This is a genomic window from Bacillus sp. L_1B0_5, from assembly GCF_000836715.1.
Classification (GTDB): domain Bacteria; phylum Bacillota; class Bacilli; order Bacillales; family Bacillaceae_G; genus Bacillus_A; species Bacillus_A thuringiensis_S.
This window is the reverse complement of sequence record NZ_JXIS01000007.1, coordinates 83,696-99,094: the sequence shown is the minus strand read 5'-3', so window position 1 is coordinate 99,094 and position 15,399 is coordinate 83,696. Positions and strand designations below refer to the sequence as shown.

Genomic DNA, 15,399 nt, shown 5'->3' with positions numbered 1-15,399 from the left:
TCCCTAAACCCAGCTTGTCTGGTTACCCCGTTAAATACTATGAAAAAAGAACTTGTATCGTTATACAAGTTCTTTTTGTTTCTTTTATTTAAAGAGGATATCTTTACTATATTGATTTCCAACGAGTAAATCATATTGAAGCATTTTATATTGCTCTAACATTTCTTTTTGTTTCTTTGTTAAATCATTGATTACTTCTCCATTTTTATCAACTTTTAATTCATCTCTAAGCACTGGTATTTCCTTGTAAAGTTCCGATAAAAATTGATAAAATAAGGATTTATTTAATCCTGTATAATCAAAAATAAGATTAGAAAAATGGATTGGGCTTACTAAACCTAAATTATCATTTGGCATATCAAAGTTTGCATACATTAATAGCGGCGTTTGCGCCATTGATAAACGTTCACTCGGTGTTTTTTCATTCGTTATATACCCATTTTCTTTATAAAAAGATTTATTTGTTCCTAATGATGGAAGATGATCTCCAAAGAATACTAATAATGTAGGTCTGTCTAAATTATCTAGTTGTTCTATTAAATATTGAAGAGCCTCATCTGAACGTCTTAATCCTTCTGTATATGTCTCTAATTCTCCCTTTGATTCTTCATTTTCTAGACCGCTAATTTCTATTAGGTTTTCACCAAATCGGCCCTCTGTAAATGGAAAATGATTTTGCATCGTAACTGCATGAATAAATGTAGGTTGTTTTTGTTTCTCTAACTCAGCAATTATCTCTTTACTCATCGCTAAATCACTAATATAATCTCCATCAATATCCACATTTTCCATCGTGTCATCTGCATTAAACTTATCAAATCCTAACACCTTATATACATCATCACGTTTAAAAAATGTGCGACCAAATGAATGAATTGCACTTGTGTAATAACCTTCTTTTTTCAACGCCGTAGGGATTGATGGAATTTCTTTCTTATTTGTAATAACCTGCTGATATGGTATAGAACCTGGCTTTAACAAACTCATTGAATAGCTCGTTAATGCCTCAAATTCAACGTTCGCTGTATTTCCCCCAAATGTAGGAGAAATAGTTTGTCCACCAGGAAAGTTTTCTATATAATGATGTAAATTTGGTACAGGATCTTCACTAAATGAAAGGTTGGTTACTTTCGTCGGATCCCAAAACGATTCACTCATTACAAAAATAATATTCGGTTTCTCTTTTTTCTTTTCGTTCCCTATATTTCCACTATATTGTTTTTTTATATCGTTTGCTATTTGAAGCATATTTTCTTTAGAATAATTTTTTGGTTTTTCCATAACTGTTGTATCTAAATTGCTAATAAACCCTAGTACAAAACCATTTGAAGCATAGTTCTCATTTTGATTCCACAAAACAAAATCTACACCTGACTTTTGAAATACTTTATTCATAAATGTATTCGCAAAATTACCGTACGCATATAGAACAAAAATAGATCCTACTACTAATAAAGCTCTTATTCCTAGATGAATCTTTACATTTTGAATATATCTTCTCATATATATCCCTGCAACAATACAAGCTACGATACTTAAGATAATGACAAAAATATAACTCCAGCTAAAATAGTCCATCACCATCGGTATAACAGATTGCATATGCGTAATTTGTGTGAAATCAGAAGGATATAACGGATCACCCCTGAAAATAAGCTTCAAATAATTCACAATACCTAAAATGACTAACGTACAGCTCGTTAAAACCATACTTAGAAAAACCTTACCTATTAAATTATATACAAGAATATATATTGCATAAATTACTACAACACTTAATATAAACTGCATATTATAAATGTAAATCCAATTCATTGTCTCTATGAAACTCATATTAACTTGCATGACAATATAAAATAATGCTACTGTATGAGCTAGCAAAAATAATATAAAATGCACTCTCAGGGATGCCTTACATATAGACATCTCTTTTTTATTGAAATGCGTAATATAAAATGTTATGCCCCATATGAAAATCATCATAACACTTAAAACAAGCTTTTGATTTAAATGATCTTTCATCATGTCTAAATTAAAAACCTTTAAAATCATAAACAGCATAGTTATTACTAATAATGTCACCATACTACTTATAATGCTAGAAATTAATATATTTCTTTTTGGAAGATGAAAAAGTGTAGAACCATATTTCAATTCATTCCCTCGTTTCTATGTATTAATTTCACCCCGCATCGAAAAAACTATTTGTATTAAAATAACATATATCCTATATTTCGTCTGCAAACTTGCTTCTACTATAAATATATTTCCTTAATACTTCCTTAATCAATAGTTAAATTGTGGTATACAAATTATTCATTCTTGAAAAGGTTAATTTCAGCATTCCACTTTATGATATAATAACTACTTTTTAGAAATCCTTAATGCTATTAAAGATTTCACATGAAAATACGAAAAAATTAATAAAAAGGCGTTGCTCATTTTTAACAACTATTACTATAACGAAAAGAACCTGCCACAAGACAGGTTCTTTTCGTTATTTTATGATAAAAGAGAAAATGATTAGCATGTGTATTATATAAAAGGAAGCAGCCATATTTTCCATACGATACATACGAGTACTATAATTACAAAATCAAAAAAATCTAATCTCGGACCTTTTTTCATATTCATATGTAGCCACATATGAAACCATTTTATTTTTGTATATTTATGGATGTTTTTCTTTGCAAATCGGTAAATAAGCATTTGCATGATAAAAAATCCGGCCACAAAAATAAATAATAAGATGAGAAATCCAATCACAAAATTCCTCCTATTTTTGTAGCGTTTTTTCTACTATCCGATTTTTCAAAACCCACTCTTCAAACTGGGCACTTCCAAATTCCCAGCTAAGATCGCGAGCATGTACAGAAAAAACGTAATGACCAGCATATTCGTCCATAAATCTCCCTAACTCTACATCGTCTTTCTGAATACCGTATACTCCAAAATTAAAATACACATCCCATACGTCTTCATTCTTCCTCTTATAAGCAATCGATTCCATATCACATTCTGTCCCGAAATAATCAAGATGTAAATGTACGCTATTATCGTATTCGTACTCCATTTTATCACCCCTTATATTTGTACTTCTTTACCACCCAAAAAATTCCTGCTATCTACACTCACATATGGGCACTTACCTACATATCATGCTTGTAGAGTGACTTCTAGGAGGTGTTATATAGTGAAAAAATTAATCGCGATTTTTTGCATCATGTTACTAGCTGTTTTTACTTTTGCTGCTTGTAGTAGTAAAAAAGAAGGTACTAAAGAACAAACTCAAAACATTCGCGTCGGCGAAGTTACCCATTCTCTCTTCTATGCCCCATTATATGTTGGGATTGAAAAAGGATTTTTTAAAGATGAAGGACTAAATATTGACCTACAAACAACAGCTGGTGGCGATAAAACGATGACCGCCCTATTATCTGGCGGAATTGATATTGCTCTCGTCGGTTCTGAAACGTCTATTTACGTTCATCAACAAGGAGCGAAAGACCCTGTCATTAACTTCGCACAGCTTACACAAACAGATGGGACATTTTTAGTTTCACGTAAAAAACTAGACTCTTTTAATTGGAATGATGTAAAAGGTGTTACGTTTTTAGGACAGCGTAAAGGCGGCATGCCGCAAATGGTGGGGGAATATGTTTTAAAGAAAAACGGCATTGATCCTCATAAAGATACAAACTTAATTCAAAATATCGAGTTTGCTAATATTGCAAATGCCTTCGCATCTGGTACTGGAGAGTTTGTACAGCTCTTTGAACCGACTGCAAGTATACTTGAGAAAGAAGGTAAAGGTTATATCGTCGCTTCATTCGGAAATGAATCTGGTACTGTTCCTTATACAACGTTCATGGCAAAAGAAAGTTTCTTAAAGAAAGATAAAGCTGCTGCTGAAAAGTTCACACGTGCGCTCTATAAAGCACAACAATGGGTTGATACACATAGTCCAGAAGAAATTGCTGATGCCGTTTCCCCGCTATTTAAAGACACTTCAAAAGACATAACAGTAAAAGTAATTGAACGGTACAAAAAGCAACATTCTTATGCAACAAATCCACTATTAGATGCGGAAGAATGGAAACAGCTCCAAACTATTATGAAAGACGCTGGCGAATTACAAAAAGAAGTCCCACATGAAGCGCTCGTCAATACAAAAATTGCCGAAAGCGTTATTAAGAAATAGAGGCGAAGGGTATGAGTTTTTTACAAATACGTAACGTTTCTCACTGTTTTTTTGCAAAAGAGAATGCCAAACTTATTCTCGAAGATATGAGCTTACAAGTGGAAGAAGGCGAATTTATTTCTATACTCGGTCCAAGTGGTTGCGGTAAAACAACGCTCCTCTCAATCATTGCTGGGCTACTTGATCCAATTGACGGTATCGTCTTTTTAGATGGTGAACCGATTACAACGAAAACATCATCTATGGGATATATGTTGCAACAAGATTACTTATTCCCTTGGAAAACGATTGAAGAAAATATTATGCTCGGACTTCATATTAGAAAGATTTATGATGAGCAGATGAAAGAACATACTTTAAACCTTTTAAAACAAGTCGGTCTGCATGGTGTAGAAGAACAATATCCTCGTGAACTATCCGGCGGTATGCGTCAACGTGCCGCTCTCGTTCGAACATTAGCGACTGATCCGAAAATTTTATTACTAGATGAACCATTCTCCGCACTCGATTATCAAACGAAGTTAAAACTAGAAGAACTCGTTTTCAACTTACTAAATAAATATAAGAAAACATCACTACTTGTTACTCACGATATTGAAGAAGCGATTGCGATGAGTGATCGTATTTATTTACTGCAAGCGAATCCCGGAAAAATCGCAAAAACCTTTATCGTCCCGGAAAGTATCCGTTCTTTATCACCGTTAGAAGCACGCCATCACTACGATTTCCCAGCCCTCTTTCAAGATATATGGAAGGAGCTGGAACGACTTGGATAATATAAAACAACTACATGAACAATTTCGAAAGAACGAACGCAGACGCGCTTGGATTGCTCGCTCGCTACAACTTTTACTACTTATTCTTTTCTTTGCACTATGGGAAATAGCTAGTAAAAAAGAATGGATTGATCCTTTACTCTTTAGCTCTCCTTCGAGTATTTGGGATCTCTTCTTAACGAAATGGATCGACGGTTCACTTTGGGTCCACATATGGACGACATTACTGGAAACAGGAGTAGGCTTCATTCTCGGAACAGTACTTGGTGCTATTATTGCCACGTTCCTTTGGTGGATGCCACTTCTAGCCCGCGTACTTGATCCTTATCTCGTCGTCCTAAATGCAATGCCAAAAGTTGCACTCGGTCCAATCATCATCGTTATTTTCGGTCCAAACATTTCATCTTCTATCGCAATGGGAGTAATCATTTCCATCATCATTACCATTCTCGTTATTTACAGTGCATTTCAAGAAGTCGATTCTAACTATATAAAAGTGATGGACACATTTGGTGCAAATAAATGGCAATGTTATAAGCAAGTCGTTCTCCCTGCATCTTTTCCAGCAATTATCTCAACGTTAAAAGTAAACGTTGGTTTATCCTGGGTCGGTGTTATTTTCGGAGAACTTCTCGTTTCCAAACAAGGACTTGGCTACTTAATTAGCTACGGATTCCAAGTCTTTAACTTCACACTCGTCTTACTTAGCGTACTACTCACATGTGTTCTTGCAACTCTTATGTATGTATTTGTTGAGGCATTTGAAAAAATTCTAATTGGAAAAAGAAAAAGAAGCTGACTCAAAACAGTGCGCTATAGTCAGCTTCTTTCTTTTACCTTTTATCACACATTTTCGTTTCATTTGTAATGTTTCCATCCGCAACCGTAACTGTATGGAAACAGTCTTTCACACGTACTGTAACGACATTATCTTTTCGATCTATCACATGATAATCATTAAACTTTTCATTCAAAGCACTACGAATTTGCTCCCCTTCAAAAATCGGAAAACCGTGAGACATTACCCAAATGAGACCAGCAACAGCAAGAATCGTTTTCATACGTTTCATTACCTCCTCGAGAGTAAACTTATAGTCCCTACAACACGCGCATTATAATTGTGTCTAAATTGTGACATTTTTATACTAATTCTCTTTTGTGCCTCCAGTTCCTTCTTCTTTTTAATAAAAATACAGAATTTTCAATTTTATCAACATAAGAAAAAACGCAAAGAATTAAAAATTCTTCACGCTTTTCTTTAACGAAACTATATCGAAAGCATAACTCACATTAGTCTCCACTTTGTTGTTCTATCGTTTTTGAAACATCATATAATCCCGACAGCACTTCCGCTCTCATTTTTACAAGCTCAGGAAACTGATAGAAGAAAGCAATTTTCTTATATTTTAACTCTGTACCTTCTTTCACCTTTTTTGAATCTTGTAAAATGAACGCTGTAAATGTATCTGCGATATCTTCCGTTACATTTGTTGTTCCATATAGTGATACAAAATCATCATGCTTTTCTTTATAAAATTCAATTTGTGCCTCTTCACTTTCTTCTACTTTCTTTTCTGTCCACTCTTGCTCAATTGGTTTCCAAAATTCATTATAAAATTGGTTAATATACGAACTTTTTCTCACACATCCATTTTTCACGAACACCGTTTTACATTTATTTCGATATGATGAAATGTCTTTCTCTTCATCAAACGCCTCTAAATACTTTCTATCCACTGGTACTTGTTTATGTCCAATCGTTAATACGTGAGCCGTTTCATGAATTAATGTTTTCATCACTTCATCTATATTCACCCCAGAATCAAGCACATCTAAACTAAGCACCCAATCTCTCGGGTCATCCATACTTGGCATGACATGGGCAACAACGCCATCATAACCATCTGTTATTAGACCAAATCCTGTTATATTCTCACGATATTTCACTGGGACGAGAGTGCGATACATGTCCCATAAGGTTTCATGATACTCTCTATCTTGTCGCTGACTTAACAAATCATCTTTTGCTACTTCGTCATCTGCAAAAACTTTATTCAATCTCTTACGATCCAATTTTTCAAAATAAGGATCTACAATTTCATCATCATCGATATAATAAGAAGCTAAAAAAAAGTAATTGTCATCCTCTTCTTTTTTCTGTTCCGCCTCTTTCATATTCATACTTTCATACTCTTCTATGTCATAATCCTCTACTTTTTCAAGTTCTGAAAGTCCCTCTATCTTTTTATATACTTTTTGTAATCTTTTATCTCCTATTTGCGTGCAAACTTCTTCTATTTTACAAATTTCTTTTTCTTTCGTAACCTCGATAGCACTATCGCATCCTGCAACTAAACTGCTTGCTATAATACAACACACTAACTTGCCATACAGTTTCTTCATACAATCCCCCATTATTCCATTCTACAAAATATCATAATCATTTTTTTACGAATATGCGATAATTAATTATAAAAACTGCAAGGAGGCTTCTCATGATTCGTGCAATCTTATTCGACTTAGATGGAACACTATTAGATCGGCGCCAATCTTTAGAACAATTTATTTGTGAGCAATATAATCGCTTCTCCTCACATTTGATGAGTATAGAGAAATCAGAGTATTGTTCTCAATTTCTTGAACTCGATAATAATGGCTATACGTGGAAGGATAAAGTATATGCTACTCTCCTTTCCGAATACAACATTACTACTTTAACGCAAGAGCAACTGCTACACGACTATATTACAAACTTCCAACATCATTGTATTCCTTTCAAAAACACGCATGAACTACTTCAACAGTTAAAACAGCGAAACATTAAAATTGGTATTATCACAAATGGTTTTACTGAATTTCAGATGAGCAACCTTCGAGCACTACATATACATACGTATACAAACACCATTCTCGTTTCAGAAGCTGAAGGAATTAAAAAACCTCACCCTGAAATTTTCGAACGTGCTTTGCAAAAACTAGATGTTAAGGCAGAAGAATGTCTTTATGTTGGAGATCATCCAGAAAACGATGTGCTTGGTTCTGAACAAGTAGGAATTCTTGGTGTTTGGAAAAAAGATTCGTTTTGGGGTGATTTTAAGCATTCACGTATCGTAGATGATTTGTTGGAGGTGCTTTCGTTTTTAGAGGTGGAGATAAAAACACAATAATAGTAATTAAATTATATCAACAATTTTCACAATATATTGATTCACCGACAAAAAATAATAAGAGGAGGCAGTTGTTCAAAAACGCCTCCTCTTATTATTCATATACTGTAAACTGCGGTTTACTCGGATGATCTATCACTTGCGCATCATCTGGAAATTTTGAAACTTTTTGATATAAGGCAATGTCGCCGATACAACCTGCTGTTAGTAGAATTCCTAAAAATGAGAGTGGCTCCAGATTCATAGCTAATCCCAATACAATTGGCAAAATTCCAGTTGGTAAAAACGGAAGCATTAACACTTTCTTCATTTGCTTTACTGTAACCGCCTGTTTAGAATGAGCATATGCAACACCTAATTTCCAATTAACGCCCCATTTTAGTTCACTCCACGGAACACCTCCGATATAGCGAAAGCCAATTAAATGTATTGCCTCATGAATACAAACGAGAACAATCATTGCGCTAATAAAAAGAAACACAGTTGGTAACGTAATTTCAACTTGAACCCCGCCTGAAAGAAGTGCATGTAAAAAACTAATTCCAAATGCCAAAACAAATATTATAAGAAATGCATAGACATTTAATTTAACCATAGACACAGCAACAGTCGTTTCTTTTCTATTCTCCATCTTTCCCCTCCTAAAATGCAAATATATCTTCACAAAATTGTATAATATACCCAAAATAATATAAAGATATATTTACATTTATTCTTACATACAAAAAAAGAAACCGGCCACTTTACTTCGTAAAACAGCCGATTTCTTCTATATGTTTCATCGTACGCGCCAATACATCGTCGCGCATTATAAAGCTAAATTTTCTATTCGTTTTAATGTTGTCAGGAATGTCTTTTAATAAAACAGACCCTTTCGTTTCTTCGTAATGCGTATGTTCTTCTACCGCACTAATTGTTGCAAAATAAATGTTTTTAATGATTATTTTGTCTTTTCCAGATACTTTATATTGTCCTAAGTAAGTTAAATCAGAAACTATGCCGCCGGTTTCTTCATGAACCTCTCGAACTGCCGCTTCTTCCGGTGTTTCCCCTAGTTCTACTTTACCACCTGGAAATTCAAGACCGCGACGTAAATGATGCGTTAATAACCATTGATCCCCGTACCGGCATACAACCCAAACATGCTTTGGCTCAGGAGAAAATGGATAACGTTCAAACGATAATTGTACAGTGTTGTGGTAATAATCTTTAAATTTGTACATGCCATTACTCCCCTATTGATGGTTACAAGTTTTTCCTACCACAAATTGTAGCATATTCTCGCTTTTCTGCATAATATTATCCAATTACAATCCATTGATTATTCCCATTTGCGCGACTAATTCTTTCGTCTCATGATTTCCTAAATCGTAAATCATTTTATATGCTTTTTGTAGTTGTTCATCATATCGGTCATTATTTGAATCGTGATGATACTCAACGAATGGAACGTGGGAGCGTACAAATGACCCTAAATCTTCTACATATGCTTGATCAAAGTGCTCTCTTAATTCCGTAATTTCCTCATCATTTGCGGAAATCTCAAAATTATACGTATCCGCCGTCTTCACTTGTGAAATTTGACCATTTCCTATTGATATATAATATGTTTTTTTCGTCTCCATGTAACACCCTTCTTTCATCCTTTTATTTTCTATTGTTTTCATCAATTACAAAATTATGTAAAATAAAGAAAAGGAGGGGTTTTATGTTCAAAATATTAATTATCGGTATTATCATCGTCCTAATCATCCTTGTACTCTCCATCATGACAATTAATAAAGGCTACGCTTATAAACATTCGGTCGATAAACTAGAAGATAATCCTTATACAAAAAAGAATAAGGAGAATTCCTAATATGCTTCGTATACTTCGCATCATAGTAGCACTCACTGTGATCGTTATGTCGGCAATTGGATTATATACAGGTCAAAATAATTTTTTACCTCTTTCACAATTTCTATTAGGGGCTTTAATGTTTCTCATCGCATTTGAACAAATAAAGAAAAAGGAGTCCGGAACTGGGGTTATTTGTATCGCTGCTGGAGCATTCAGTTGGATTGTTCTCATCATTACCTACATAAAATAGAGGAGGTCTTTTATGATAAAAGGAGTACGGATTACTTTATCACTTATTGCTTTATGTATAGCAATCTATGGATTTTTTACTAGTAATAGAGAAATAATGCCGTATATGTTTATCTCTTTAGGAGTTATGGCCCTCACCATAAGTTTAGAGGAAATATTAAAACGGCAAACAGGAGGTAGTGTGCTCGCTCTACTAGCAGGTGCCGCTGCTTTATTTATTGGTTTCACAGAAATATTCCGATAAATGGTCTAAAGGAGGCTATACAATGCTAACTCTAACTATATTACGGAGTTTTTTAGCATTTCTCATGCTTCTCTTACTCACTCTAAATACTTATATCCATGTTACCGATAATTTTTCACTTCTCCCATACGTACAATTTATTCTCAGTTGCTCCTTTATTCTTCTAGGAATTAATGAATTGAAATCTGGCCGAAAATCAATGAGTATCCCGTATTTTTTCGTTTCTGGTCTTATATTATTCGTTTTAATATCGTATTACTTTCGCTATATGTAAAATGAATTTCCGACCAATTTAGCATGTAGAACTATTTTCTCTCAGTAACTATTTCTTTCTACTTAAGGGGGATTCCATGTTAAAAAACATTCAAATTATAATCGCCACTATCGCTCTTTCTCTCGCCCTATTTAGCTTCTTTGCAAACTTCACTATTCTTTTACCTTACGTGTTTATCCTTTTAAGTATTATGTGTATCCTTTTTGGAATCGATGAAATAAAAGAGCAGCAAAAAACGAAAGCATTTGTTTATTTTCTCTGTTCTGCCTTTGTTTTATATATTGGAGTGTCTAGTATACTTTCATAAAAAAAGAACATGTTCGCTCTTAATACAATAAAAAAACTGCCCTTTCACAGGCAGTTTTTTATTTTATCCAAACACTTTCTCAAGTTCATCTTTATCTTGGCTTAACCAGAAGTTCATTAAGCGTTGTGCTCCTTCTAAGTCGTGAAGCTTCGCTTGACCACATTGCGTTTCATTTGCAGCTGGAATTTCTGTAATTTGAACCGCATCTTTTAATGTTAATTCTAATAAATCAATGATTTCTCGTACTGTCGGTGTTCCGCTTACTACAAGATAATATCCTGTTTGGCAGCCCATCGGTGAAATATCGATAATATCAAAATGCGGATAACGATCAATATATTTACGTAAATTAAATGCTAATAAATGCTCTAACGTATGAATAACATCTGGTTTCATTGCTTGTTTATTCGGTTGGCAGAAACGAATATCAAATTTATTTACAATACCGTCACTACCTACATTGTGAACTCCGCAATGTCTTACATAAGGTGCCTTTACAATCGTATGATCTAATTCAAAGCTTTCTACTGATGGCATACAACATCTCTCCCGCTTTTAATTTAATTCCGTTATATCCAATATGATATAACGGAAATGCACATTAGTAAAGTATTATGTACAGTCGTGCTATAATACTTTAAGACTATGCTGAAAAGGAGACCATTATGAAACAGATTTTTATTGGGATTATACGCTTTTATCAAAAGTTCATTTCTCCGATGACACCACCAACTTGCCGCTTTTATCCGACTTGTTCTCATTACGGATTAGAAGCGTTTCAAAAACATGGTGCACTCAAAGGCTTTTGGCTTACTTGTAAGCGTATATTAAAATGTCACCCTTTCCACCCGGGAGGATTTGATCCTGTCCCAGATAAAAAGGATGACAAAGTAAATTCTTAATTGTCGTAACCATTCACAACTAAATCTAATTTTCCTGTATCAGGATCTATAACAAGACCATGAACAGGTACTTCTTCTGGAAGTAATGGATGGTTGCGAAGTATCGATACGCTATGTTCTACACTTTCTTCTACACTAGAGAATCCTTGTAGGAATCTTTCTAAATCGATTCCAGAATAACGGAGTGTATCTAATTTCTCATTTGTTATACCGCGCTCTTTCATCTTCTCAATTGTACTGCTTGCCTGAATTTTTGCCATACCGCAATCGTGGTGACCAACTACACAAACTTCATCAGCACCAAGTTCATATACAGCAACTAAAATACTACGCATAATACTTCCGAATGGATGTGAGATAACAGCTCCTGCTACTTTAATAATTTTCACATCACCGTTACGCATATTCATTGCTTTTGGTAATAATTCAACAAGACGAGTATCCATACAAGAGATAATTACCATTTTTTTATTCGGGAATTTTCCTGTTTCATACTCTTCGTATTTTTTCTCTTCAACGAATTTTTCATTGTATTGTAAAATCTCTTCTAATGACTTCATAATAAAAAACCCTCTTTTCTCTCATTTACATTACTTATATAGTGTACCAAAATTTAAAAAACTCAAAAAGGATATTGCTTTATAGTAAAAATAGGATGTTTTCAGATAATCGACATAATTCTTTCAAAATATACACACACCTTTGTAACAAGTCCCCTCTATTTTAAACGTATTTTCACTATAAACTGATTGTAGATAATGTAAAAAAGGAGTGAATATTCATTATGTCCGACGTTCTGTTACTGAGTCGTTTTCAATTTGCAATTACTATTTTTTATCACTTTTTATTTGTACCTTTGACAATCGGACTTGTCATTTTAGTAGCATGTATGGAAACTCAATACGCCCGCACATTGAATCCAACATACCGTAAAATGGCAAATTTCTGGGGTAAATTATTTACAATTAACTTCGTAATGGGGATTATAACCGGGATTACGATGGAATTCCAATTTGGAACAAACTGGTCTGAGTACTCCAAATATATGGGAGACATTTTTGGATCACCTCTTGCAATTGAAGCACTTGTTGCCTTCTTCTTAGAATCTACTTTCATGGGAATATGGTTATTCGGTAAAGACAAAATTTCACCAAAGTTCCGTGCCTTCTGTATGTGGATGGTTGCACTTGGAACAAATATTTCCGCACTTTGGATTATTACAGCAAATGGTTTTATGCAAAACCCTGTTGGCTATGTAGTACGTAATGGCCGCGCTGAATTAAATGATTTCTGGGCACTCGTTACAAATCCATATGCTTGGAACATGTTCTTCCATACTGTCATTGGTTGTTATATCGTAGGTGCTTTCTTCGTTATGGCAATTAGTGCCTATCACTTATTGCGTAAAAATGAAGTGGAATTCTTCAAAAAATCATTTAAGTTTGGTTTAATGTTAGGCTTATTCGCCGCAACAATTACACCGTTTATGGGACATCAATCTGGTGTATCAGCAGCTAAATATCAACCCGCAAAAGGAGCTGCGATGGAAGCAGTTTGGGAAACTGGAAAAGGACAAGGCTTCTCAATTGTTCAAATTCCTGATGTGAAAAATGAGAAAAACTTTGAATTCCTTACGATTCCAAAACTCGGAAGCTTCTTCTATACAAACTCATTTGATGGCGAAATTGTTGGTTTAAAAGATATTCCGAAAGATGAACGTCCAAATGTTAACCTCGTGTATTATAGCTTCCGCTTAATGGTTGCACTTGGTATGTTCTTTATGGCATTAACTTGGTATGGCTTCTATTTAAACCGAAAAGGAAAACTAGAAAACTCAAAACGTTATTTAAAAATTACAATATGGTCTGTCTTACTTCCATACATTGCGATTAATGCTGGCTGGATTGTCGCTGAAGTAGGTCGTCAACCTTGGACAGTATATAAACTAATGCGTACCGCAGAATCTGTATCACCTATATCTGTCCCGCAAATTTGGTTCTCATTAATTAGTTTAATTTTGTTCTACACTTTACTTTTAATCGCAGACGTATACTTAATGCTGAAGTTCGCGAAAAAAGGACCTGCAGCATTAGAAGATCCTGCTACTGAGGGAGGCGTGGCTCATGTCTCATGATATGCTTGCAATCATTTGGTTTGGTTTATGGGGCGTGATTTGGACAGTTTACTTCATTCTTGACGGGTATGCACTTGGTAACGGAATGATTTTTCCTTTCGTTACGAAAGATCGACAAGAACGAAATCAATTACAAGAAGCAATTGGCCCATTCTGGGGCGGTAATGAAGTATGGTTAATTACAGCTGGTGGTGCAACATTTGCTGCCTTCCCAGTCACATATGCCAATATGTTTAGTTATCTCTATACACCGTTATTCTTAGTATTACTTGCACTGTTTGCTCGTGCCGCTGGACTGGAGTTCATGCATAAAGATGATTCACCAATTTGGCAAAAAACTTGTAAATGGGCATTTACAATTGGGAGTTTCTTAATCGCCTTTTTATTCGGTGTTACATTTGCTAACTTGTATTACGGACTACAAATCGGAAAAAATGGCTATGAAGGAAATTTACTTAGCTTACTAAACCATTACGGTATTTTAGGAGGGTTGTTCTTCACTGCTATATTTGTCGTATCCGGTGCCCTTTGGGTCATGATTAAAACGACTGGTGAAGTATCCGACCGTGCTTATAAAATTGCAAGACCGTTTTCAATGGCAGCAGCTATTATTTTAGCTATCTTCTATGTAGCAACTGCTAATCGGACAAACTTATTCCAAAACTTTACGGAATATCCGGTACTATTCATTCTTCCAGTACTTGCAATGCTAATGAGTGTACTCGCACTTATTATGGTGTACAAACATAAAATTGGCCTTGCATTCACATTCGTTTGCCTAACAATCGCAATGTTTATGACAACTGGCTTTGCAGGTATGTTCCCAAGAATGTTACCATCTCGTATTAACGACGCATACAGTACAACGTTATACAACGCAGCCGGTAGTCAATTAAACTTAAAAATTATGTTCTTCGTTGCAATGGTCATGGTACCAATCGTTATTGGATATCAGCTTTGGAGCTACAGTATCTTTAAAAATAAAATTCATAAAGACTCTGCTAAAGGGTATCATTAAAATAAAAAAAGACGCTTCGGTTGAAGTGTCTTTTTCATGTATGATTTTCGATAAAGTGAAACTTTAATCCGTGGGGGCACCCCTACGGATTATTAGTTGAACCAATCGGGCATTTACGGGCAGTTAATCTTCCTCTTAACCTCTTTACTACAGCTGACTCTTGAAGTGGGAGTCTTACTGTCCGTTAATGCGGGATAAGATGTTATATTTCCAATCTAACAACTATAATACAGAAGAATCATTAACAGCTCACAGCTAAAGTGTAACATACAACAAACATGTTACTT

21 protein-coding genes are annotated in these 15,399 nt (G+C 34.6%); 11 read left to right on the top strand and 10 right to left on the bottom strand.

The window, feature by feature from the left end; translation table 11 throughout:
* Positions 1 to 84: 84 nt before the first annotated feature.
* The 3 genes from RT27_RS02555 to RT27_RS02545 all read right to left on the bottom strand — a co-directional run bounded on the left by RT27_RS02555 (position 85) and on the right by RT27_RS02545 (position 3,073).
* Positions 85 to 2,154 carry an alkaline phosphatase family protein gene (locus tag RT27_RS02555; protein WP_043935229.1) on the bottom strand — a complete coding sequence of 690 codons (2,070 nt, stop codon included), beginning with the start codon at positions 2,152 to 2,154 and terminating at the stop codon, positions 85 to 87.
* Positions 2,155 to 2,535: 381 nt separating this feature from the next.
* Positions 2,536 to 2,766, bottom strand: a complete 231-nt coding sequence (locus RT27_RS02550) for a hypothetical protein (protein WP_000578980.1) — start codon at positions 2,764 to 2,766, stop codon at positions 2,536 to 2,538.
* 10 nt (positions 2,767 to 2,776) lie between these two features.
* Positions 2,777 to 3,073, bottom strand: coding sequence for a DUF3986 family protein (locus RT27_RS02545; protein WP_043935227.1), 297 nt, complete (start codon positions 3,071 to 3,073; stop codon positions 2,777 to 2,779).
* A gap of 120 nt (positions 3,074 to 3,193) precedes the next feature.
* Here RT27_RS02545 and RT27_RS02540 point away from each other — a divergent pair, with 120 nt between their 5' ends.
* Genes RT27_RS02540 through RT27_RS02530 form a run of 3 tightly spaced genes read left to right on the top strand, consistent with a single transcriptional unit; the run spans position 3,194 to position 5,776 of the window.
* Positions 3,194 to 4,201: an ABC transporter substrate-binding protein gene (locus tag RT27_RS02540; protein WP_000733140.1), complete on the top strand. Its 1,008-nt coding sequence runs from the start codon at positions 3,194 to 3,196 to the stop codon at positions 4,199 to 4,201.
* An 11-nt stretch (positions 4,202 to 4,212) separates the two neighbouring features.
* Entirely contained in the window at positions 4,213 to 4,977 is a 765-nt protein-coding gene (locus RT27_RS02535) for an ABC transporter ATP-binding protein (RefSeq protein WP_000009022.1), read from the top strand.
* On the top strand, positions 4,970 to 5,776 hold the full coding sequence (locus RT27_RS02530) for an ABC transporter permease (protein WP_000368798.1): 807 nt from the start codon (positions 4,970 to 4,972) through the stop codon (positions 5,774 to 5,776). The genes RT27_RS02535 and RT27_RS02530 overlap by 8 nt, the downstream gene beginning before the upstream one ends.
* A gap of 34 nt (positions 5,777 to 5,810) precedes the next feature.
* Here RT27_RS02530 and RT27_RS02525 read toward each other — a convergent pair whose 3' ends face one another.
* Positions 5,811 to 6,038, bottom strand: coding sequence for a hypothetical protein (locus RT27_RS02525; RefSeq protein WP_000849112.1), 228 nt, complete (start codon positions 6,036 to 6,038; stop codon positions 5,811 to 5,813).
* A 229-nt stretch (positions 6,039 to 6,267) separates the two neighbouring features.
* Positions 6,268 to 7,380: a hypothetical protein gene (locus RT27_RS02520; RefSeq protein WP_043935226.1), complete on the bottom strand. Its 1,113-nt coding sequence runs from the start codon at positions 7,378 to 7,380 to the stop codon at positions 6,268 to 6,270.
* A 92-nt stretch (positions 7,381 to 7,472) separates the two neighbouring features.
* Here RT27_RS02520 and RT27_RS02515 point away from each other — a divergent pair, with 92 nt between their 5' ends.
* Positions 7,473 to 8,144, top strand: a complete 672-nt coding sequence (locus RT27_RS02515; protein WP_043935225.1) for an HAD family hydrolase — start codon at positions 7,473 to 7,475, stop codon at positions 8,142 to 8,144.
* Between the two features lie 94 nt (positions 8,145 to 8,238).
* On the opposite strand, the gene RT27_RS02510 is transcribed toward RT27_RS02515, so the two are convergent.
* The 3 genes from RT27_RS02510 to RT27_RS02500 all read right to left on the bottom strand — a co-directional run bounded on the left by RT27_RS02510 (position 8,239) and on the right by RT27_RS02500 (position 9,769).
* Complete coding sequence (locus RT27_RS02510; RefSeq protein ID WP_043935224.1) at positions 8,239 to 8,775, bottom strand: DUF3267 domain-containing protein; 537 nt, start codon at positions 8,773 to 8,775, stop codon at positions 8,239 to 8,241.
* A 112-nt stretch (positions 8,776 to 8,887) separates the two neighbouring features.
* Positions 8,888 to 9,367 carry an antimutator 8-oxo-(dGTP/GTP)ase gene (mutTA, locus tag RT27_RS02505; RefSeq protein WP_000276385.1) on the bottom strand — a complete coding sequence of 160 codons (480 nt, stop codon included), beginning with the start codon at positions 9,365 to 9,367 and terminating at the stop codon, positions 8,888 to 8,890.
* An 84-nt stretch (positions 9,368 to 9,451) separates the two neighbouring features.
* Positions 9,452 to 9,769, bottom strand: a complete 318-nt coding sequence (locus tag RT27_RS02500) for a hypothetical protein (RefSeq protein WP_000448409.1) — start codon at positions 9,767 to 9,769, stop codon at positions 9,452 to 9,454.
* 83 nt (positions 9,770 to 9,852) lie between these two features.
* Between RT27_RS02500 and ytzI the strand changes: the two genes are divergently transcribed.
* The 4 genes from ytzI to RT27_RS02480 all read left to right on the top strand — a co-directional run bounded on the left by ytzI (position 9,853) and on the right by RT27_RS02480 (position 11,058).
* Positions 9,853 to 10,002, top strand: a complete 150-nt coding sequence (gene ytzI, locus RT27_RS02495) for a YtzI protein (protein ID WP_000472791.1) — start codon at positions 9,853 to 9,855, stop codon at positions 10,000 to 10,002.
* Between the two features lies 1 nt (position 10,003).
* On the top strand, positions 10,004 to 10,234 hold the full coding sequence (locus RT27_RS02490) for a DUF3953 domain-containing protein (protein ID WP_043935223.1): 231 nt from the start codon (positions 10,004 to 10,006) through the stop codon (positions 10,232 to 10,234).
* Positions 10,235 to 10,246: 12 nt separating this feature from the next.
* Positions 10,247 to 10,477: a DUF3953 domain-containing protein gene (locus tag RT27_RS02485; protein WP_016079966.1), complete on the top strand. Its 231-nt coding sequence runs from the start codon at positions 10,247 to 10,249 to the stop codon at positions 10,475 to 10,477.
* 350 nt (positions 10,478 to 10,827) lie between these two features.
* Positions 10,828 to 11,058: a YczI family protein gene (locus RT27_RS02480; protein ID WP_043935222.1), complete on the top strand. Its 231-nt coding sequence runs from the start codon at positions 10,828 to 10,830 to the stop codon at positions 11,056 to 11,058.
* A gap of 63 nt (positions 11,059 to 11,121) precedes the next feature.
* Here RT27_RS02480 and luxS read toward each other — a convergent pair whose 3' ends face one another.
* Positions 11,122 to 11,595 (bottom strand): S-ribosylhomocysteine lyase LuxS, encoded by a 474-nt coding sequence (luxS, locus tag RT27_RS02475; RefSeq protein ID WP_001141371.1) that lies wholly within the window; start codon positions 11,593 to 11,595, stop codon positions 11,122 to 11,124.
* Positions 11,596 to 11,723: 128 nt separating this feature from the next.
* Here luxS and yidD point away from each other — a divergent pair, with 128 nt between their 5' ends.
* A complete protein-coding gene (yidD, locus tag RT27_RS02470) occupies positions 11,724 to 11,960 on the top strand; it encodes a membrane protein insertion efficiency factor YidD (protein WP_000809334.1) in 237 nt (78 codons plus the stop codon).
* On the opposite strand, the gene RT27_RS02465 is transcribed toward yidD, so the two are convergent.
* Entirely contained in the window at positions 11,957 to 12,520 is a 564-nt protein-coding gene (locus RT27_RS02465; protein ID WP_000838168.1) for a carbonic anhydrase, read from the bottom strand. The two genes, yidD and RT27_RS02465, sit on opposite strands and share 4 nt — an antisense overlap.
* Before the next feature lie 224 nt (positions 12,521 to 12,744).
* Here RT27_RS02465 and cydA point away from each other — a divergent pair, with 224 nt between their 5' ends.
* Together cydA and cydB are read left to right on the top strand one after the other, a co-directional pair.
* Positions 12,745 to 14,094 (top strand): cytochrome ubiquinol oxidase subunit I, encoded by a 1,350-nt coding sequence (gene cydA / locus RT27_RS02460; protein WP_001286164.1) that lies wholly within the window; start codon positions 12,745 to 12,747, stop codon positions 14,092 to 14,094.
* Complete coding sequence (gene cydB, locus RT27_RS02455; protein WP_043935220.1) at positions 14,084 to 15,112, top strand: cytochrome d ubiquinol oxidase subunit II; 1,029 nt, start codon at positions 14,084 to 14,086, stop codon at positions 15,110 to 15,112. The genes cydA and cydB overlap by 11 nt, the downstream gene beginning before the upstream one ends.
* Positions 15,113 to 15,399: the final 287 nt, after the last annotated feature.